This is a genomic window from Luteimonas galliterrae (genome assembly GCF_023374055.1).
Classification (GTDB): domain Bacteria; phylum Pseudomonadota; class Gammaproteobacteria; order Xanthomonadales; family Xanthomonadaceae; genus Luteimonas_C; species Luteimonas_C galliterrae.
Genome location: NZ_JAMBEP010000001.1, coordinates 1,638,264 through 1,659,575 on the forward strand (window position 1 = coordinate 1,638,264; position 21,312 = coordinate 1,659,575).

General features: G+C 65.7%; 10 protein-coding genes and 1 tRNA gene. 2 read left to right on the forward strand and 9 right to left on the reverse strand.

Translation table 11 applies throughout. The features are described from left to right. Positions 1–65: 65 nt before the first annotated feature. Both M2650_RS07625 and recQ read left to right on the forward strand, forming a co-directional pair. The gene (locus M2650_RS07625) at positions 66–626 is read left to right on the forward strand and encodes a Dps family protein (protein ID WP_249473021.1); all 561 of its coding nucleotides are present in this window, start codon (positions 66–68) and stop codon (positions 624–626) included. 605 nt (positions 627–1,231) lie between these two features. After that, positions 1,232–3,037, forward strand: coding sequence for a DNA helicase RecQ (gene recQ / locus M2650_RS07630; RefSeq protein ID WP_249473023.1), 1,806 nt, complete (start codon positions 1,232–1,234; stop codon positions 3,035–3,037). Positions 3,038–3,104: 67 nt separating this feature from the next. Here the strand turns inward: recQ and M2650_RS07635 are convergent, their stop codons facing one another. From M2650_RS07635 to tolB, 9 genes are all read right to left on the reverse strand, one after another. After that, positions 3,105–5,018, reverse strand: a complete 1,914-nt coding sequence (locus tag M2650_RS07635) for an isopeptide-forming domain-containing fimbrial protein (protein ID WP_249473025.1) — start codon at positions 5,016–5,018, stop codon at positions 3,105–3,107. Further along, a complete protein-coding gene (locus M2650_RS07640) occupies positions 5,018–8,728 on the reverse strand; it encodes a hypothetical protein (RefSeq protein ID WP_249473026.1) in 3,711 nt (1,236 codons plus the stop codon). Before M2650_RS07640 ends, M2650_RS07635 begins: the two co-directional genes overlap by 1 nt. A gap of 6 nt (positions 8,729–8,734) precedes the next feature. After that, on the reverse strand, positions 8,735–15,859 hold the full coding sequence (locus M2650_RS07645; RefSeq protein ID WP_249473029.1) for a DUF7927 domain-containing protein: 7,125 nt from the start codon (positions 15,857–15,859) through the stop codon (positions 8,735–8,737). A gap of 792 nt (positions 15,860–16,651) precedes the next feature. Beyond that, positions 16,652–16,727: transfer RNA gene (locus M2650_RS07650), tRNA-Lys, on the reverse strand. Between the two features lie 119 nt (positions 16,728–16,846). Then, positions 16,847–17,545 (reverse strand): 7-cyano-7-deazaguanine synthase QueC, encoded by a 699-nt coding sequence (gene queC, locus M2650_RS07655; protein WP_249473031.1) that lies wholly within the window; start codon positions 17,543–17,545, stop codon positions 16,847–16,849. 235 nt (positions 17,546–17,780) lie between these two features. Continuing rightward, positions 17,781–18,461, reverse strand: a complete 681-nt coding sequence (queE, locus tag M2650_RS07660) for a 7-carboxy-7-deazaguanine synthase QueE (protein WP_249473033.1) — start codon at positions 18,459–18,461, stop codon at positions 17,781–17,783. Positions 18,462–18,578: 117 nt separating this feature from the next. Next, positions 18,579–19,373 carry a tol-pal system protein YbgF gene (gene ybgF, locus M2650_RS07665; protein WP_249473035.1) on the reverse strand — a complete coding sequence of 265 codons (795 nt, stop codon included), beginning with the start codon at positions 19,371–19,373 and terminating at the stop codon, positions 18,579–18,581. Positions 19,374–19,392: 19 nt separating this feature from the next. Then, entirely contained in the window at positions 19,393–19,905 is a 513-nt protein-coding gene (gene pal / locus M2650_RS07670; RefSeq protein ID WP_249473038.1) for a peptidoglycan-associated lipoprotein Pal, read from the reverse strand. A gap of 73 nt (positions 19,906–19,978) precedes the next feature. Next, complete coding sequence (tolB, locus tag M2650_RS07675) at positions 19,979–21,289, reverse strand: Tol-Pal system beta propeller repeat protein TolB (RefSeq protein ID WP_249473040.1); 1,311 nt, start codon at positions 21,287–21,289, stop codon at positions 19,979–19,981. Positions 21,290–21,312 lie beyond the last annotated feature (23 nt).

Here is a 21,312-nt window from a genome sequence, read left to right on the forward strand (position 1 = left end):
CATTGCATTTCACACATCCGCCGCCACCCTCTATTGTGACGTCATACCTTCCCAGGAGAAACCCGATGGCCAAGCCCAAAGCCGCGAAATCCAGCAAAACCAAGTCCGCCGCCGATCCCGCCGCGTCGCCCGGTCCCGACGACCGCGGCCCGGCCATCGATATCGGGATCGACGCCCGCGATCGCAAGAAGATCGCGCAAGGCCTGTCCGTTTTCCTCGCCGATGCCTACACGCTTTATCTGAAGACCCACAATTTCCACTGGAACGTGACCGGGCCGATGTTCAACGCCCTGCACAACATGTTCGAGATGCAGTACACCGAGCAGTGGAACGCGCTGGACGATGTCGCCGAGCGCATCCGCGCGCTGGGTTTCAACGCGCCGGGCTCGTATGCGGAGTTCATCGGGCTGTCGTCCATCAAGGAAGAGCCCGGGCTCACCCAAGCCCAGGATTGGCGCGAGATGGTGAGGCAGTTGGTGGTCGGCAACGAAGCGGTCTGCCGCACCGCCCGCAAGGTGCTGGAGGTGGCCGACGACGCCGACGACGATCCGACCGAGGATTTGATGATCCAGCGGCTGCAGATCCACGAAAAGAACGCGTGGATGCTGCGCTCGCTGCTGCAGTAGCAGCGACGATCCGGGACTGCCATTTCCGTACAGCGGTCCCGCCTCCCGCTCTGTAGAGCGGAGCTCGCTCCGATGCCCTCGCCCCGGCTTTGTAGAGCAGGGCTTGCCCCGCTGTTCTTGCTCTTAAGCCCTTCGCTCTTAAGCCGTTGCTCTTAAGCCGTCATCCCAGCGAACGCTGGGATCCATCTTGCTCTTGCTCTTGCCCTTAAGCCGTCATCCCGGCGAAGGCCGGGATCCAGGCTCGCGTGCTTGTGGGGTCTCGCTGCGACTCGCGCCATGGACAAAAGCTTCCGGCTGCGCCGGGTCACTTTCTTTGCTGGCCCAAAGAAAGTAACCCAAGAAAGGGCCTGAACTGCGGTGCGATGCGTCGCGCCTGAAAGTTCGCCAGCAGACCTGCTTTCGTCGTGGGTGACCTTCTTACGCAGGTACTAGATTTTGATTCGTAGCGCATGGGTGACGTGGCTTTTGCGGATTTGCACGCTAAGGAGGCGTTCTGGTCGATCGTAGGGCTCAAGCGTCGAAACCGCATTTCCTTCAGAATAACCCTTAGACCGTAATCGGATTATTCCTTACCGCGGGGGCACCGGCCCCGCTATTCTTCGGCAATGACCACCCGCGCCCGCGAAATACTGCAAACCGTCTTCGGATTCTCCGATTTCCGCGGCGAACAGGAAGCGATCGTCGAGCATGTCGCCCAGGGCAACGACGCGCTGGTGCTGATGCCCACCGGCGGCGGCAAGTCGCTGTGCTATCAGGTGCCCGCGCTGCTGCGCGACGGCTGCGCCGTGGTGGTTTCGCCGCTGATCGCGCTGATGCAGGACCAGGTGGAGGCCCTGCGCCAGCTCGGCGTGCGCGCGGCCTATCTCAATTCGACGCTCGACGCCGGCGCCGCGACGCAGATCGAACAGGCCCTGCTGCGCGGCGAACTCGACTTGCTGTACGTGGCGCCCGAGCGGCTGCTCACGCCGTACTTCCTGTCGTTGCTGGAACGCAGCCGCATCGCACTGTTCGCGATCGACGAGGCGCACTGCGTATCGCAATGGGGCCACGATTTCCGCCGCGAATACCGCGAACTGACCATCCTGCACGAGCGCTGGCCCGGCATCCCGCGCATCGCGTTGACCGCCACCGCCGACCCGCCCACGCAGCGCGAGATCGCCGAGCGCCTGCAGCTGGAGGAGGCGCGTCGTTTCGTCAGTTCGTTCGACCGCCCCAACATCCGCTACAACGTGGTGCAGAAGGACAACGGCAGCCGGCAGCTGCGCGATTTCATCGCCACGCACGTCGGCGAATCGGGCATCGTCTACTGCCTGTCGCGCAAGAAGGTCGAGAAGACCGCCGAGGCGCTGGTCGGGCTCGGCGTCACGGCCCTGCCCTATCACGCCGGCCTGGATGCCGGCATCCGCGCTCAGAACCAGCGCCGTTTCCTGCGCGAAGACGGCGTGGTGATGGTCGCCACCATCGCGTTCGGCATGGGCATCGACAAGCCCGACGTGCGCTTCGTGGCGCACATGGACCTGCCCAAATCGATCGAAGGCTACTACCAGGAAACCGGCCGCGCCGGCCGCGACGGCGAGCCTGCCGAGGCCTGGCTATGCCATGGCCTGGGCGACGTGGTGCTGCTCAAGCAGATGATCGAAAACTCCGAGGCGGGCGAGGAACGCAAACGCCTGGAGCGGCGCAAGCTGGATTCGCTGGTCGGCTATTGCGAGACGATGCGCTGCCGGCGCCAGGTGCTGCTGGCCAATTTCGGCGAAGACTATCCGAGGCCCTGCGGCAATTGCGACAACTGCCTGCAGCCGGCCGAAACCTGGGACGCCACCGTCGCCGCGCAGAAAGCCTTGAGCTGCGTCTACCGCAGCGGCCAGCGCTTCGGCGCGATGCACCTGATCGATATCCTTCGCGGCGTGGACAACGAACGCGTGCGGCAGTTCGGACACGACCGGCTCAGCACGTTCGGCGTCGGCCAGGACTTGGACGTCAGGGCTTGGCGCGGCGTATTCCGCCAATTGGTGGGGTCCGGATTGCTCGAAGTGGATGCCGAAGGCTTCGGCGGGCTGCGCCTGGCCGAGGCCAGCCGCGCCGTGCTGCGCGGCGAACACCCGGTGATGCTGCGCAAGGAACTGCCGCGCAAACCCGAACGCGAGCGCAACGCGCGCACGCCCGCCACCGCCGCGGTGCTGCAACCGGCGGACCAGCCGCTATTCGAGGCGCTGCGCGAACTGCGCGCGCAATTGGCGCGTGAACAGAACGTGCCTGCTTATGTGATCTTCCACGACAGCACGTTGCGCAATATCGCCGAACAGCGGCCGTCGTCGCTGGATGAACTGGCGACGATCGGCGGCATCGGCGGCACCAAGCTGGCTCGTTACGGCGAGCAGGTGCTCGCGATAGTCATGGCACAGGCTTAGACATGGTTCCGGGCGGCATTGCCGCCCGGAAGCTTCACCCGCATTCGGCGATCCAGATGCTGGCCGATTAAGGCGCCACGGTGCAGGTCAGCGTGAAGGTCACGGCACCGTTCAACGGCATGGTCGGAATAACGGTGCCGGCTGCGGATTGCAGTTCGGAAACCAATGCGGCGCCGGTAGCGCTCGGGCAAACCGCACCGTTCGTTGCCGAACCGCAAACGGCGGTTGCGCACGTCAAACCCGTCGGTGCCGGATCGCGCACGACCGCGCCGTTCGCCGCGCTGGGGCCCAAATTGGTGACCACGATGCTGTAGTCCACGCTCGACCCGGCCGCGACCGTATCGGCGCTGCCGTCGGCAGGGCCGTTAGCCGGCGTGTTGGTCTTGGTGATCTGCAAGTTGGCTTCGTTCACCACGGTGAACGACGCCGGCGGCGTGTTGCCGGTGCGCGGTATTCCGGTGCTCTTCGACCTGTAGCCGATGCTGGCGACGTTCGCAATCGAAGTGCCGTTGGCCACATCTGGGTTGATCGTGACCTTGAACTCGATAGTGGTCGCAGAGGTCGGTGTGGGCGTGGGCGACGGCTCCAAGACGCCGCCGTCGGCGCTATTGGCACCGACGCCAGCACGGAACACGATCTGGCTGCCGTTGAACTCGACCTGGTCGTCGCCGGCGGCGTCGGTCTTGGGACCTGCGTTGGGCCCGTTGGTCACCACGATCGAACCAGGCACGAAAGTCACGCCGGCGGGCAACGGATCTGTGACGACGACGATCTCGGCGTCGTCGTTGCCGGTATTGGCGACGTTGACCGAATAGGTGACTTCGTCGCCTGGACGGAACGGCGCGCCGTTGGCGTCGGTCGCGGATTTGCTGAAGTTGGTGACCACTTCCGGCTCGAACACGTCGGTGGCGATGGTCATGATGCCGGGATAGTTGACGTCGCCGCTCGAGCCTCGGATGCGCGCGACTAAGCTAGACGATTCGTTCGGCAACGGCGTGTTCGGCCGGAACACATCGATGTCGATGCCGAGCGTATTCGTGTAACTAGGCACGCGTCCGGCGGTCACGTTCGTTCCGTCAACGCTGATCGTACTGTTGAAAACGTCGAACACCGTATTGACCGCGTTGGACACCGGCGTGAGACTGGTATCGTTCGGACCGAACTGCAGCGACGCCGTACTCGATCCGGCATCGTTCTGGCCGCGGTCGCCGTCGTAGGTCACCAGGCCGATGTCGCTGTTGACCGGATTTGGTGCACGCGGCGTAATGAAGCCGCTGACCTCAACGTCGATAGTCGAGTTGACGCCGTCGGCGAGCTGGAAGCCGTCGAAGACCGACAGGTTGCGCAGATCGCCGCTGGCGTTCTGATAGGCGACCACTAGCGTCCAGCCGGCCCACTGCCCATCCCCGGGGGTCAGGCCGACATTGGCGACGGTGTAGGCGCCATTGCCGCTCGCGGCGACGGTTGTTGTAACGTCGATAAATGACTGATAAGCGTTGCTGATGACGTCCGTGTTCGTGGCCGAAACCGTGGCATAGCCGGCGCTGGCCGGCGTCCGCAACAGCACGCTGTTGCGAGCGGCCGCAGTGCTGGTCTGCCCCGCCCAATAGAGGCCGGCGAACAGCACCGTGGAGCCGGCCGGCAGATTCAGCGTGGCGGTGCTTGAGTTGGTCGTGGTGCCGTCCGTATCGACGTCGACCGCGGTCATGTTGGTACCGTTGTTGCGGCCCGCGCCGTTCTGCGCGGTACAGGTGCCGGGGCAGCTCAAGCTGGTATTGCCGATCAGTGCAATATTGCCACGCACCGTCACCGGCTGCGCCATGGGCGCCGGGAAGCGTCGCGCGAAGCTGCGCGCCTGGGCAAAGACCGGCGCGGCCGCCGCCCACAATGCGGCCAAGAGCAAGCACGCAACCAGCGTGCGCCAGCGCCGCCGGCGCGAGACGGTTTCGGAGATCGTGTTCTGCATTGCGTGCCCGGACATCAGTACTTTCCTACGATGTTGAGGAAGAACCCTTTGTGGTCGTAATCGAAATCGGTGAGATCATCGCTGAAATCGGTGAAGTTGTAGCCCACGCCGATGCGGAAATTGCCGCCGATGTCGCGGTCGATCCCCACCAGGAAGCCCTGCCGGCTGCCGCCGCTGGTCACATCGAGCCAACGGTACTCTGCCAGACCGTGCCAATCGTCACCGAATTCGTAGCGGACCTGGCCTGCGGCGAACGTCGCAGCCGCGTCGGCCCATTGTCCGCTCAAGCGGCCGAAACGCACCTCGCCTTCGCGGCGCATCAGCTTGGTGGCCAATTCCCAGCGGTTGTCGGGGTTGTACACGCCTTCCAGCGACAGCACCTGGCTGCGCTGGTCGTAAAACGCCACGTTGTCGCCGACCTGCTGCAGCGAAGACACGTCGTATAAGTACGTGTATTTGCCGAGCAGCGCCCAGCGCGTGGTGTCGAACGGACGCCAGGCGAAACCGAGGTTGCCTTCGACGAACTTGGCGCCGGCCGCGGCCAGCAGCTGGTCCTCGGTCTCGGAATAGTTCACGCGTGCGGCGACGCGGAAGCTTTCGTTGACCTTGTGCAGCAAACGGTTGGTGGTGACCCACTGCTCGCGGCGCTCGGCGCCGGTGTCGCGGCGCCATTCCAGCTTGCTCTGCCACTGCGTGTCGACCGAGGTGCGGCCGCCGTTGACGCTGATCGCGTTGCGATCGACTTGGCCGGCGCCGTTGTCGAGCTCGGCGGTCTGGAGCGTGAAACCCGTGTTCCAGCCTTGGCCCGGATAGAAATCCATGCCGAAGGTATGCGCCAGACCGGATTCGTTCGGTGCTTTCAGGTACTGGCTTTCGTTGAACAGGTTGACCTGGTTCGACAAGCGCCAACGCTGGCCCAATGTCCAGCCGGGATTGAGCCGGTTGTTGAACAGCGGGTCGTATTCGGTGGTATCGGTGGAATACGTGTAGGCGCCGTACAGCGAATGCTCCGGTGACAGGCGATATTCGGCATTCACTTGCGCCGCGTCGCCGCGATCGCCGCTGGTGACTTCGGCGCCGACCGTCGACAGGTCGCCGAACAGGTATTTGCCGCCGAGCGTGAACGCATCGTTGTCGGCGTATTTGCCGTTGTCGTCGTCGATCGTCACCTGCGCAGTGCCGTATAGTTCCAGCTTGCTGCCGATGCGTCGCAGGTATCGTATCGCGGCCAGCGTGCCGATCGCGTCGCCGGCATTCTGGTCCTCGTCGATCCTGCGCAATTCGCCGCTGAGCGTGCTGCCGCCATCGATGCGCCATTCGCCCGTGAACTGCGCCTGGGTCAGCGATTCCAGGCCGCGTTCGGCGCGGCTGTAGCGCGAATAGACCTGGAAATCGTCGGTAACCAGGCCCAGCACTTCGGCGCCGTGCTCTTCGATGTCGTAACCCTGGTCGAAGCGCGCTACCGAAAAGCCGGCATCGGCTTGGCGCCACCATGCGCCGGCGGACCAGTCGCGCTTCGTCCAGCCCAGTTCTTTCAGGTTGACGCGCCCTTCCACGCTGCTGGCATCGCCGTCGCGGGCGCCCAGGCCCGAGTTGATTTCGGTGAAGCTGAGGCCGCCGTTGTCGGAGAAGAACACCGGCACGCTGGTCGATTCGGACTTGGCCTGCTCCAACTTGAGATACGTGCCGCGCCCTGCCTGCAGCGTGATGTCGGCGCCTTTCAGCGAATAATCCTCGCCGGCGCGGTTTTCGTCGACATAGGTCGCGCCTACCGCGACGTGGTCGCCGAACCAGTGCCTGCCGCGGAAGCCCGCAGTCAGTTCATCCGGATCGAAACCGGTGGGCACGTATTCGTAATCGGCCAGGAGCACCTGGGTGAAGCCGTCGAGCGGCGCGTCACGGGTCAGCGTGGGGATGTTCTCGCGCGTCACCTGGGCCAGCGGACGCGTCAGCAGCACACGGCCTTGCAGTTCGTCGATTTCGTAATCGGCGCCGCGCAGCAGCTCGACGCGGTTCTCGACGCGGCCGGTGCCGGCATCGCGGATCTCGAGCACCAGCCGGTCCGAGCCGGGCAGGACGTCGGTATGCTTCAGGTAATACAGGCTGCCGCCGGTGCCGATGAACTCGCTATGCCCGGGCGCGGTCTGCGCTTCCGAGCCGAACGCCCGGAACTCGCTGCCCGGCGCGCCGAACACGGTATTGCGCTGCGAACGCCAACTGAAGGCGCCGCCGTACAGCGCGCGCGAATACTGGCCGTATTCGGTGCCGGTGATGCCGGTATTGAAGTTGCCCCACAGCGCCTGGTTCTTGTCCCAGTCGACGCGCACGTACAGGCGGCCCTGGGTGTCGACGTCGCGGTAGGTGGTGGAATCGTCGCCGTACACCGGGTAGTACAAATCCGGATCCAGGCGACGGAAGATGTCCTGCGGGTCGGCATCCCAGAAGCCGCTGAACAATTCGCTGACTTCGCGTTCCTGCGTATCGGCCTGCGCGGTGATCAGGTATTTGCCCTTGACCTTGCCCTTCAGGTAGAAGGCGAGGCGGCCCTCGAGCAGGAAGCTGTCGTCGAAGCGGTCGTCCGCGGCCAACGGTTCCACCGAGCCGCTGACGTCGTTCTGCGAGGCGGTGAGATCGGCGATGGCGACCGCGAACATGTAGCGGCCGCTGACGTCGATATCCAGCGTGTGTTCGATCTTGCGCTGGTCGGGGCCCTGCATTTCGATATCGAAACGGTGACGGCCGATCGGCACCAGATACTCGGCCACCAGCTTGCGTTCCAGGTCTACCGGCTGGCTCTGCCCGTCGATGGTCAGCGAATAGCCGTCCGGAATATTGCGGCCCTGGATGCGAATGCGCGAGCCGTAAATGCCGATATTCTGCTGGCGCAGGCTGTTTTCGCCGAACGCGCCGTCGATCAGGCTCTGCTGCTCCGCCTGCGCCAGGCTGAAAGCGGTGCCGAACTTGCTTTCGATCTCGCCGCGCAATTGCTGCGCGCCGCGCTCGGCTTCTTCCGGACGGACCAGTTGCAGCCGGCGCGGATAGGTCTCGTCCACCGCTTTCTCGTCCTGGCCGTAAGCGCGGACGATGTATTGCAGTTCGTCGCCGGCGCGCAACGCCAGCCCTTGCGGCAGGGCGCCGTCCCATTCGGCGCTGCTGACCGCACCCGCTTGCAGCGGCACAACGGCTAGCGGCGTCACCAGGTCCGCATCGGTCGCGCGGAAGATCGCGATCTCGGCGCGTTTGATGAAATCCGGATAGTTGTTGTAGACATAGAACTGCACCGGCTGCGCGACGCGGCTGCCGTCGAAGGCGACGAAACTCGGCGCGGAGACGCTGAGTTCCGGCTGGCCCAGGCTGGGATCTTCGGTCGCCCAGATCACGCCGCCATTGGGCAGCTGCACCGACCATTTGCCGATCGCGACCGCTTTGCCCGGCGCTTCGGCCTGCACGGTGACGCGGCGGTCCGGCTGCAAGGCCTGCGACGATGCCGTGTTATCCGGCGCGACCGGCTGGCGTTCGCCGCGCGTGCGCACGCGCAGCAGCACGCCTTCGTCGGACACGCAGGTCACGCCAGTGCAATCGACCTTGTTCGCGTTCTGCGATGCGTCGGCCTTGCCGTTGGCGCCTTGCGGCGATGACGATTCCTGTGCGGCCGCCAGCGGCGAAACGCCGGCCAGCAGGCAGATCAGGGTGTAATCGAGCAGTTTCATTTTCATGGTCGTCATCGCCCCTTATTGGCCACGTGTGCCGACAGGGGCTGTCGGTTTGTCGCTGATGTCTACGCGCAGTTTTCCGCGCGCCTCCGGACTGAGCTTGGCGGCGATCGCCTCGTACACCGCCTTGGCGCGGCGTAGGCCGAGCGCGGCGTTGTAGCTGTCGGCGCCGCGCCGGTCGGCATGGCCGACTATTGCGATCGCACCGCCCTTTCGGCTTTCGATATCGGCCGCGAGCTTGTCGATCAACGGCGCGTACTCGGGCTTGATCGCCGCTTGGTCGGTGTCGAACAGCAGCGTGCCCAGCACCGCCGATTCGCCGAGCGCCAGCAGCGAGCTGTCCGGGTCTTCGACATCGGCGCGCAGATCCACGCTCAGCGCTTGCGCCTGTTCCGGCGTGAGTTTTTCTAGCAGCGCGGCACGCACCGCCTTGGCGCGGTCGTAGGCCAGGGCCTGCGTTTCGCCATTCGCGGCGATGACGACCTGGCCGCCGCCGTGCGCTCGCACCTGCTCGGCCATCTTGTCGATCACCGGCGCGTACTGGCTGCGCAACGCGGCGCTGCCGGCATCGAACATCACCTCACCGAGCTCCATCTCGACGGCCTGTTCGCCTCCTTCGATCAGGCCTGACGGCAGCTTGACGCCGAAGTCGAAGCGCACCGGAATGCCCGGCGTGAGGCGACGCACCAGCGGGTTGTCGCTGGTGAGCACGCTGCCCGGCGGCAACGTGGCCGGATCTAGCTTGAGGATGAAGTTGCGGCCGCGCTCCCACGGACCGCCAGCCACGCCTTCCAGGTGGTAGCGGCCGAACTGATCGGTCTCTATCAGCAAGCCTTCCACCGATGCGATGCGCACGCCCGGTATGCCGCGTTCGTCGACGCCGGCATTGCGGATGACGTAGTCGACGCGATAACCGTCGCCGACCTGGCTGACGCGACGCTCGACCTTGGGATCGGCGCCGCTCAGGCCCTTAGCCGCATCGCTGCTGCGTTCGACGCGGGTGTTGCCGGCCGCATCCATGCGCACGGTCACGCCTTGCTTGTTGGTCAGCACGAAGTCGTCGCTGAAGGCGAGCGCGTTCAAGGTCTGGCCGATCACGACGGTATGCGCGTCGAGCGGCTCGGCGTCGGACTGGCGTCCCGCGATCTCGCCGATATCGATGCCGTGCAGCAGCGGCGCGCTGGCATCGGCCTGCGTTACCGGACCGTCGCCGCGGTCGACCGTGGTCGAACCAGCCACGTAGGCGCCCGGCGCGAAGCCGCCCTGCACGCGCACGCCGCTCAGGCTGGCGCGATCCTGCCAGCCATCGCCGTCGCGGTCGTCGAACACGGTGCCGATCAGCAGCGATTCGTCGAGTAGCGGATCGGCGACCAGCTGCACTTCCGCGGTCGCTTCGTTCGAGACGATGCGGCCGCCATCTTCGGCGCGCGCGCGGTTGACGTGCGTACCCGGACGCACGCCGGCGCCGACGCGCAGCAGGTACACCACAGTGGCGTGCTCGCCGGCGCGCACGTCGAGCTGGTCAACGCGGATCGGATAGGTGCCGACCAGGCGGCCGTTACCATCGGCATCGGCCACCGCCAGCGAGTTCGCGACGTAGCTGAAGCCGGCCGGCGGCGTATCGATCAACGTGGCGTCGCTGATGTTGGCCGCGCCGACGTTCTCGATGGTCAGGGTGTAGCGGACCAGGTCGCCGATCTTGACGTCGCGCGGGCTGGCCTGCTTGACGATGCGCAATTGCGCCGCGTCGACGACCGCATGCTGCGTGGTGCAGGACGCGCACTCCGGCTGGCCCCCGCTGCTGCCGCCGTCGGCGGCGACCGCATTGGAGACGTTGCCGTTGGCGTCGGCGTTGACCGTGGCCGGATACGCGAAACTGTACGTGCCCGGCACCGATCCGGACGGCAACGTGCAAACGATCGTGCCGCCGCTGCTCGCGCAACCGGCCGGCAGGGTGCCGATGGTCAGGCCCGTTCCGGGCGTATCGGTCAGCGTCACCGGCTGCGTGGTCGCGGCATTGGCCACCGTCACCGTCAGCGTGTACTGGATCGTGTCGCCGATGTTCACCGCGACGCCGTTGCCGGGCGTCGAGGTTTTGGACACCTGCACGACAGGCGCGGCGATCGGGTGCTGCGTAGCGCAGCTCGTGCAGTCCGGATCGGTCGTGCTGCCGCCGGTCGCTGCGACGTTGTTGCCGATCGCACCGCTGGCCGTGGCCGCGACGACGGTCTGGTAGACGAAGGCGTAGTTGCCCGGCAGCGAGCCTGCGGCGAGCGTGCACTGCAAACCGTTGGCAGTCGTCGAGCAGGCGCCGCCGGCCGGTACGGTAGGCGTACCGGTGAGGCTGTGGGCGCCGCTGATCGTATCGGTCAGCACCACCGGCGAGAGGGTCGCGGAATTGGCGACCGCCACCGTGACGGTGTAAGTGACCGTGTCGCCCGCATTGACCGCGCTGCCGCTGGCGGGATTCGACGATTTGGTCACCGTCACCTGCGGCGCGATGATCGAATGCCCGGTCGTGCAGCCGGCGGCCGCGCAAGTCGGATTGTCCGGCCCGCTCGGCACCACGCTGTTGCCGATGGCGCCGGTCGCATTCGCATCGACAGTCGCCGGATACACGAAGGTGTAGTTGCCCGGCAACGAACCGGCGGCGAGCGTGCAAGTCACGACCTGGCCCGCCGCGGTGCAGCCGGCCGGCATCGCGCCGAGCGTTTGGCCCGCGCTAAGCGTATCGGTCAGCGTGACCGCTGCGGTGGTCGCCGAATTGGCGACCGTCGCCGTCAGCGTGTACTGGATCGTGTCGCCCGGGCTGACCGTGCTGCCGCTCGCGGGATTCGACGACTTGGACACCGTCACCGCCGTGGCCACGATCGTATGCGTGGTCGTGCAGCCGCCTGCCGCGCAAGTCGGATTGTCCGGGCCGCTCGGCACCACGTTGTTGCCGATCGAGCCGGTCGCGTTCGCGTCGACGGTAGCCGGATAGGCGAAGTTGTAGCTGCCCGGCAAAGCGCCCGCACCAAGCACGCAGGTGACGACCTGCCCCGCCGCCGAGCAGCCAGCCGGCATCGTGCCGAGCGTCTGGCCCGCGCTGAGCGTATCGGTCAGCGTGACCGGGGCGGTAGTCGCCGAGTTGGCGACGGTCACCGTCAGCGTGTAGCCGATCGTGTCGCCGGGATCGACGGTCGTGTCGCTGGCCGGATTCGACGATTTCGATACCGTCACCGCGGTCGGCACGATCGTATGCGTCGTCGCGCATCCGGCAGCAGCGCAGGTCGGATTGTCCGGACCGCTCGGCACGACGTTGTTGCCGATCGAGCCGGTCGCGTTCGCGTCGACGGTCGCGCTGTAGACGAACGTGTGCGGATTGCCGCTCGGCAATGCGCCAGGCGCCAGCGTGCAGGTCACGACCTGGCCGGAAACACCGCAACCGGCCGGCATCGCGCCGAGCGTCTGTCCGGCGCTGAGCGTATCGATCAGCGTGACGGCGCCGGTGGTGGCCGAATTGGCGACGTTCACCGTCAGCGTGTACTGGATCGTGTCGCCCGGGCTCACCGTCGTTCCGGAGGCCGGATTCGACGCCTTGGACACCGTCACCGCCGTGGCGACGATCGTATGCGTGGTCGTGCAACCGCTTGCGACGCAAGTCGGATTGTCGGGGCCGCTGGGCACGACGGTATTGCCGACCGAACCGGTCGCGTCGGCATTCACCGTCGCCGGATAGACGAAGGTGTAAGTGCCCGGCAGCGAACCGGCGGCAAGGGTGCAGGTCACGACCTGGCCAACGGGCGAGCAGCCCGCGGGAAGCGTGCCGAGCGTCTGGCCCGCCGTCAGCGTGTCGGTCAGCGTGACCGCACCGGTGGTCGCCGAATTGGCGACGTTCACCGTCAGCGTGTACTGGATGATGTCGCCCGGATCGACCGTGCTGCCGCTGCCCGGATTGGATGCCTTCGAAACGGTGACGGCCGGCGCGACGATCGTGTGCGTAGTCGCGCAACCGCCCACCGCGCAAGTCGGATTGTCCGGACCGCTGGGTACGACGTTGTTGCCGATCGCGCCGGTCGCGTTCGCATCGACCGTGGCGCTGTAAACGAACGTGTACGGACTGCCGCTAGGCAAGGCGCCGGCGGCGAGCGTGCAGGTCACGACCTGGCCCGCAGGCGTGCAGCCTGCGGGAAGCGCGCCGAGCGTCTGGCCCGCGGACAGCGTGTCGGTCAGTGTGACTGCGCCGGTGGTCGCCGAATTGACGACATCCACCGTCAGCGTGTACTGGATCGTGTCGCCCGGATTCACGACCGTGCCGCTGGCCGGATTCGACGCCTTCGAAACGGTGACGCCCGGCGCGACGAGCGTATGCGTCGTCGTGCAACCGCCCACGGTGCAGGTCGGATTGTCGGGACCGCTCGGCACGACGGCATTGCCGATCGAACCGGTCGCGTCGGCATTGACCGTCGCCGGATAGGTGAAGGTGTAGTTGCCCGGCAACGAACCCGCCGCGAGCGTGCAGGTCACGACCTGACCGGCGGGCGTGCAGCCGGCCGGCATCGCACCGAGCGTCTGGCCCGCGCTCAACGTATCGGTCAGCGTGACCACGCCGGTGGTCACCGAATTGGCGACGTTCACCGTCAGCGTGTACTGGATCGTGTCGCCCGGATCGACCGTGCTGCCGCTGGCCGGATTGGACGATTTCGACACCGTCACCGCGGTCGGCACGATCGTATGCGTCGTCGTGCAGCCGCCGGCCGCGCAAGTCGGATTGTCCGGACCGCTGGGCACCACGTTGTTGCCGATGGAGCCGGTCGCGTTCGCATCGACCGTGGCGCTGTAGACGAACGTATGCGGGCTGCCGCTGGGCAATGCACCGGCGGCGAGTACGCAGGTCACGACTTGGCCCGCAGGCGTGCAGCCCGCGGGAAGCGCGCCGAGCGTCTGGCCCGCGGTCAACGTATCGGTCAACGTGACCGCGCCGGTCGTGACCGAATTGGCGACCGTGACGCTGAGCGTGTACTGGATCGTGCTGCCGGGAGCGACGGTCGTGCCGCTGGCGGGATTGGACGCCTTCGCCACCGTCACGACGGGCGCGACGATCGTATGCGTGGTGGCGCAGGCGCCGGCCGCGCAAGTCGGATTGTCGGGACCGCTGGGCACGACGTTGTTGCCGATCGAACCGGTCGCACTCGCATCGACCGTGGCTGGATAAACGAAAGTGTAGCTGCCCGGCACGGAACCTGCGGCGAGCGTGCAGGTCACGACCTGGCCGGCAGGCGTGCAACCAGCCGGAAGCGTGCCGAGCGTCTGGCCTGCGGTCAGCGTATCGGTCAGCGTGACGACGCCGGTGGTCGCCGAGTTGGCGACGTTCACCGTCAACGTGTACGTGATCGTGTCGCCCGGGCTTACGGTCGTGTTGCTCGCCGGGTTCGACGTTTTAGTCACCGTCACCGCTGGCGCGACCGTCGTGGTCTCGGTGCATTTGTTGCCGGCTGCGGCGCAGTTCACGCCTCTCACCGTCACCGCATTGGTGATGCTGGCGAGGTTGGCCGGCAGCGGGTCGTCGACCCGGGACACGAAGTCCAGCGTCTGGGTCGTGCCGGCCGCGATGTTGATCGTGTTCGTGTTGCTGCAACTGCTGCCCGCACAGGTGAAGTCGTTGCCTGCAGCGACATAGGTCGTGTTCACCGGCAGCGGGCTGTCGACGATATCGCCCGGGAACAGCGTCGCCGCCATATCGCCGGCGATATGTTCGATGTCGATGTGATAGGTCAGCACGTCGCCTGGCTTGACGGTCGCACCGGCCGCGGCAGGCGCGCCGTTGATCAGGCCGAGCCTCTTTTCGACCTGCAGTTGCCCCGGTTGCGGTTCGGCCGGGAACGCGCAGGACGCCAGATCGCGCGCCTGGTTGTCGCCGTTGGAACCGGCGAGCGTCAGCGCGCCGGTCGCGAAGTCCAGCGCATAGTAGGTGTCGGCCGAGTTGTTGGTGGCCAGATACAGCCGGCCGTCGCTGCCGAAAGCTACGCCGGCCCATGCGATCGAGCTCGGCGAACCATTCAGCAACGGACGCTGCTGGCGCACCGCGTCCAGCGTCGAGATATCGATCTTGTAGATATCCTGACCGGCGCTCATCCAGGCGTTGCCGCCCGCGTCGAAGGCCATATCGCCGGAGCCGGTAGCGGTCGGGTTGACGTCGAAAGACAACAGGCCTTCCGAGGCGATCGTGTAATCGAACGCGCCGTTAGCGGTGACGCTCCAGACTTGCGGCGTATTGTTGTTGCCGGCCATGAGGTAGCCGATACCGGAAGGGCTCATGGCCGCCCGCGGCAGATCGGCCACGCCAGTCAGCAACGGCGCGGCTTGGTACCAACCGCCGTTGGCCGGATCGTAAGCCCACAACTGGGCGTTGCCGTTCGGACTGAGGCCCGTGTAGCTGATGACCAACAAACGGTTCCTGACCGGATCGACCATCAATGCGTTGAAGTTGGCCGCCGGAGTGACGGGCAAATTCAACCCCGTTACATGGCTATCGGAACCGCTGAGGCCGAAACTATAGAAACCGCCTGTGGTCGTCGCGCCCGAGGTGGACTGGGTGACGTTGTAGACCGTATTGGCCGCGCAGAAATTGATCACCGGCACCGAACTCACCGTGGTCGGATCGCTCGGATTGCAGCGCGCCTGCGTGGCGCCGCTGGGCGGACAGGTGGTGTCGCCGCCGCCGCTGGCGCGCGCCGTATTGGTGACGCTCGGCGCGGCTGCGGCATCCACCGCGACCGTGAGCGTGATCGCCGGCGCCGACGCGCCCGGGTTGATGACGCCATTGGTGGTGCAGGTGACGACCTGTCCGGCTGCGGCGCAGGTCCAGCCCGCACCTGTCGCAGAAACGAAGCTCAAGCCGGCAGGCAGCGTGTCCTCGACCGTGAGGGTGCCGGCGGTCGGCGCGCCGATCGGCGGCGCTGCGCTGGTATTGCTCAAGGTCAGCGTATAGACGCCGTTGATGCCGACATTGAAATTGCCGGTGTGGGTCTTGGCCAGCGTGAGCTGCGGCGCCGCCGCTACGATCGGATCGTCGTCCGTCGCCGAGTCGTTGCCGCCCTCGGGATCGACGACGCCGGCCGGAGGCGCGACGGTAGCGGTGTTGACCGCGTTCTGCGCCATGGCTACATGGCTTGCGCCAAGCGCGAACAGAATCAGCGCACACGCGACGACATAGCGACGCACGGCCGCCGGCAGGCTACCCAGATGTAAGACCACGCCACCCCCCAACAAGCGAAGCCAATGGCCGCGCTTTGACGTTTAAGCAGTCTTCAGATAATTAACGTCCGAAGACATCCCCTGAATTCATGGAGCCATTTAACGTTGCAAAAATGTTACACGTCACAATGAAAATGTGACTAGATGCACAAAACCTTACACGCACAAAGCATGCCAACAGTTAAAGCTGATTTAACTAAAACTGAATGATTTAACCGACAATTTTTGTCGCATTCGGTTGGCGGCATGGGCTGGATCTGACCTCTTAAGTCCATGGCCAGTCACGCCCACGGTGCCGCACTGATCGCATATCGCAGGTGCCGGACGGCCCTGCTTCAGCGGGACGCAATGTATGGAATTGTGAGACCGGTCACAATCCCGATAGCTTTCGCTCGATAACCGAATATTGCATTCGTGCCGAATGCGCGGCGGCCATCGCCGGCCGTTTCGCCGTGGCCCGGGACCAAGGCGGCTCGTCGTACCAGGAGCGCGGCGATGCGAAGTCGCAGACGGAGACGCAATCGGCCTTGAAGGTGTCGGCCGCACGCGATCGCACGTCGGTCAGGGCCGACCGGGGGATCAAGGCGCACCAGCGATCGACTGGCCGACGGCGGCAGATCGTGGCGACAGAAGGCCGAGACAGGTATGGAGACCCCCTGCGGCTTCGGCGGAGAGAAGCGCAATGCGGCGATTAGATGGTGGGTCGTGATGGATTCGAACCATCGACCAGCGGATTAAAAGTCCGATGCTCTACCGACTGAGCTAACGACCCACTTGTGAACAGATCGACTCGGCGCATCGCGCGACGGCCGACCCCCTCGCCTGCCCGAAATCGCAGGGGATGAGGACGCGCCGCGGACTGCGGCGGCCCGATATTCTAACGCACTGCGCCTAAGCGACGTAATGCGTGGGATCGGCTACGCCGGCCGCCGCGAAGCCTTCCGCGCGCAGGCGGCAGGCGTCGCAATGGCCGCAGCCCCGGCCCTGCGCATCGGCCTGGTAGCACGACACGGTCTGCGCGAAATCCACGCCCAGGCGCAGACCCTCGCGGACGATGTCGGCCTTGCTCATGTGCTGCAGCGGCGCCCGCACGCGCAGGCCTGCGCCCTCGACGCCGGCCTTGGTGGCCAGATTGGCCAACCGCTCGAAGGCTTCTACGAACTCCGGGCGGCAATCCGGGTAGCCGGAATAATCGACCGCATTCACGCCGCAATAGATGTCGCTGGCGCCGACCACCTCGGCCCAGCCCAGCGCCACCGACAGCATGATGGTGTTGCGCGCCGGCACGTAGGTGACCGGGATGTCGTCCTTGGCCGCGGCGGCGCCGACCGGATGCTGGTCCGTGTCCAGCGGCACGTCGATGTCGTCGGTGAGCGCCGAGCCGCCGATCGAGCGCAGGTCGACGTTCACCGTCTTGTGCTGCACGGCGCCCAGCGTCGAAGCCACCCGCGCCGCGGCGTCGAGTTCGGACGTGTGCCGCTGTCCGTAGCGCACGCTCAGCGCGTATACGGCGTGGCCGCGTTCGCGGGCGATGGCCAGGACGACGGCGGAATCCATGCCGCCGGAAACTAGGACTACTGCAGGTTTCATGTTGGGGAATCAGGAATCGGGAATCGGGAATCGGAGCTTCAAGCTTTCCCCCCTTTGAAAAAGGGGGGTTGGGGGGATTTGCTCTTGCCTTTGTAGGAGCGGCTTCAGCCGCGAGCTCCTGATCTTCGGCCAGAAAAGCTCGCAGCTGAAGCCGTCCTACAAAAACAAAAAAAAGGAACAACAGCAAGAGCAAATCCCCCTCAATCCCCCTTTTTCAAAGGGGGAAGAACAGCAATCACCGGCCCGGCTCGTCGTTCCACAGCAGTTTGTGCAACTGCATCTGGAAACGTACGGGCAAACGGTCGGCGACGATCCAGTCGGCCAGCACGGTCGCCGGCAGTTCCGCCTTGCTCGGCGAGAACAGCACGTCGCAGCGTTCGGCGAGGCGATGCTCGGCCACCACGTCGCGCGCCCATTCGTAATCGCCGCGCCCGCACAGCACGAACTTGACCTGGTCGCGCGCGGTCAGCAGCGGCAGGTTCTGCCAGCGGTTGCGTCCGACCTCGGCCGAACCCGGCGTCTTGATGTCCAGCACGCGGCTGACGCGCGGATCGACCGCGGCGATGTCGATCGCGCCGGAAGTCTCCAGCGAGACGACGTAGCCTGCATCGCACAACCGCGACAGCAGGTTGAGGCAGCGCTTCTGCGACAGCGGCTCGCCGCCGGTCACGCAGACGTGGCGCACGCCATGGCGGGCGACTTCGTCGAGGATCGCGTCGATCGTCCACCACTCGCCGCCGTGGAAGGCGTAAGCGGTATCGCAATACTGGCAGCGCAGCGGGCAGCCGGTCAGGCGCACGAACACGCTGGGCCAGCCGGCGTCGCGCGCCTCGCCTTGCAGCGACAGGAATATCTCGGTGATGCGCAGCCGGTCCGCGGATGCGGCGGCCGCATCGGGGGCGGAAACGGCGTTCATGCGTCTATTTTAAGGCTTTTCGTAGGAGCGGCTTTAGCCGCGAGCTTTTCGGGTGTCAGCGCCGACAGCCGAGGAGCTCGCGGCTAAAGCCGCTCCTACGAAAAGCCGAAAAACGGGTCAGCGGACCTGGGACAGCTGGATCGCCCGCAAGCGGTCGTCCGCCGTACGGGCGGCGTCGGTGCCCGGAAAGCGCTGGCTCACTTCGGCCAGGGTCCGCTCGGCGGCGTCCATGTTCTTCAGGCCGTATTGCGCCAGGCCGACCTTGAGCAATGCGCCGGGAGCCTTGTCGTGGGTCGGATAGCGATCCAGCAGCGCCTGGAACTGCTCCTGCGCCAGCGCGTAGTTCTGGGTCACGTAATAGCTTTCGCCCAGCCAGTACAACGCGTTGGGCGCATAAGCGCCGCTGGGATAAGCCTGCAGGAAATCGGAGAACAGCCGCGCCGATTCCACGTACTGGCCGGCCTTCAATTGGTCGAAAGCGGCGTTGTACGCGCTGCGCTCGTCGGCGCCCTTGGCCAGCGCACCGGCATCGCCGCGCACGACCGGAGGCCTGTCCGCGGGCGCGGCCTTGGCGGGCGGCGCCTTGCCGGTCGAAGGCGACACCGGCACGATCGGCGGATTGTTGCCGCCTTCGAGGCGGTTCAAGCGGCCGTCCAGATCGAGGTACTGGCTGCGGTTGCTGGATTTCAGCTGCTCGTTCTGCTGCTGGATTTCTTCCAGCTGCGCACGCAAAGCCTGCACTTCGCTCTTGAGTTGCGTGACCTGATTGAGCAAGTCGACGTTGCCCTGATTATTGCCGGCCTGCTGCTCGAGCGCGGCGACGCGGTCGGCCAGGCTGGCGCGTTGCGCGAACGCGGGCGCGGCGGCCGCCAGGGCCGCCGCGAACGCGATGATTGCCATTGAACGACGCATCGTATCGGTCATCGCTCAATTACTTGGCGGTGTACACGATCTCGACGCGGCGATTCTTGGCCCAGCAGTCTTCGTTGGACTCGGTGCAGGTCGGACGCTCTTCGCCGTAGCTGACCACGGTCAGCTGGCTGCCGGAACCGCCGTTGGCCTGCAGCGCGGACGACACGGCATTGCCGCGGCGCTCGCCCAGGCCCATGTTGTACTCGCGGCTGCCGCGCTCGTCGGCATTGCCTTCCAGCGTGATGCGCGAGGACGGACGGTCGCGCAGGTACTTGGCGTGACAGGACATCGCGGCCTGGAATTCCGGCTTCAACGAATCCTGGTCCAGGTCGAAGTACACGATGCGCTGGCGCAGGCAAGCGTCGGTATCCAAATCGTTGGGCCCGTAAGCGCCGGCGACCGGAGCGGTGTCGGTGACTGCGCCGGTGCTGCCGGTATCGGCGGGCGGGACTTCCTTGACCTTCTTGGAACAGCCGACAGCGGCAACGCAAACCAGGGCGGCCGTCAGCATCATGCGGGTGGTGGTGTTCATCGTCGATCCTCGTGACACACGTGGGGAAAATCCAATTTTAAAACGTTTGCCGAAAAAAACCTGCGTTGCGACTTCAGCGCTTCTGGCGGTACGGCGACCAGGCCGGCTCGCGCACATCGCCGTCCGCCAGCACCAGCCGCTGCCGCACCCGGCCGTCGGCCGACACGGCATACAACACGCCGCGCCGCCCTTCGCGGGCCGCATACAGAAGCATGCTGGCATTGGGGGCAAAACTGGGTGATTCGTCCAGCGATCCCGGCGACAGCGTATTCCAGCGCGGCGAACCCAGGCTGCGATCCATCAGGGCGATACGGTAAACGTTTCCAGCGCCCTGCGCCACGGCAATCTTCTTGCCATCGTAGGAAACGCTGGCGCTGGCGTTGTAGCTGCCCTGGAAGGTGACGCGCGTGGCGCCGCCGCCGCTGGCCGACACCTGGTAGATCTGCGGACGGCCGCCGCGATCGGAGGTGAAGTAGATCGTGCCGCCGTCGGCGCTCCAGGTCGGTTCGGTATCGATGCCGAACTGGTTGGTGATCTGGGTCAGTGCCTTGCTGCCCAGGTTCATGACATAGATTTCGGGATTGCCGCTACGCGACAGGGTCAGCGCCAGGCGGCTGCCGTCCGGCGAGAAGCTGGGCGCGCCGTTGATGCCGCGGAACGAAGCCACTAATTCGCGGCTGCCGCTGGCGATGTTCTGGATGTAGATCGAAGAATTGCCGCGCTCGAAGCTGACGTAAGCCAGGCGTCCGCCATCCGGACTCCACGACGGCGACAGCAGCGGTTCGGACGAGCGCACCACGACCTGCGGGTTGTAACCATCCGAATCGGCGATCATCAACGCATATCGGCTGCCCTGGCCGGTGCCGACCGCGGTGACGTAGGCGATCCGAGTCCAGAACGCGCCGCGCACGCCCAGGATCTTTTCGTAGACCGCGTCCGCGATCTGATGCGCCACGTCGCGCATCGCGTTGGCGCGCGCGGTCAGCGCGAAGCCGAGCAGGCGTTCCTGCTTGGCCACGTCGAACAATTCGTATTCGACGCGGAAGCTGCCGTCGCCGGCGGGCAGCACGCGACCGACCACGATGTAGTCCTGCTTGAGCAGGCGCCAGGTCGGATAATTGATCTCGCTGCCGCGGCTGGGACGCTCGATGATGTCCTGCTCGGGCAGGCCGCGGAACTGGCCCGACCGCGCCAGGTCGGCGCGGATCACCGCAGCGACATCGGTCTCGCCGGCCGAACCCTGGAACGGCACCACCACGATCGGCAAAGCCGAGGCATTGCCGCCGACGATGTCGATCTCCAGCCCTTTCTCCTGCGCCGCGGCCAGCAGCGGCAGCATCAACAGGGCGAACAGGGCGGCGAGCAGATACAGCGGTCGTTTCATCGGCGGTTCCATCGGGTCGGGGA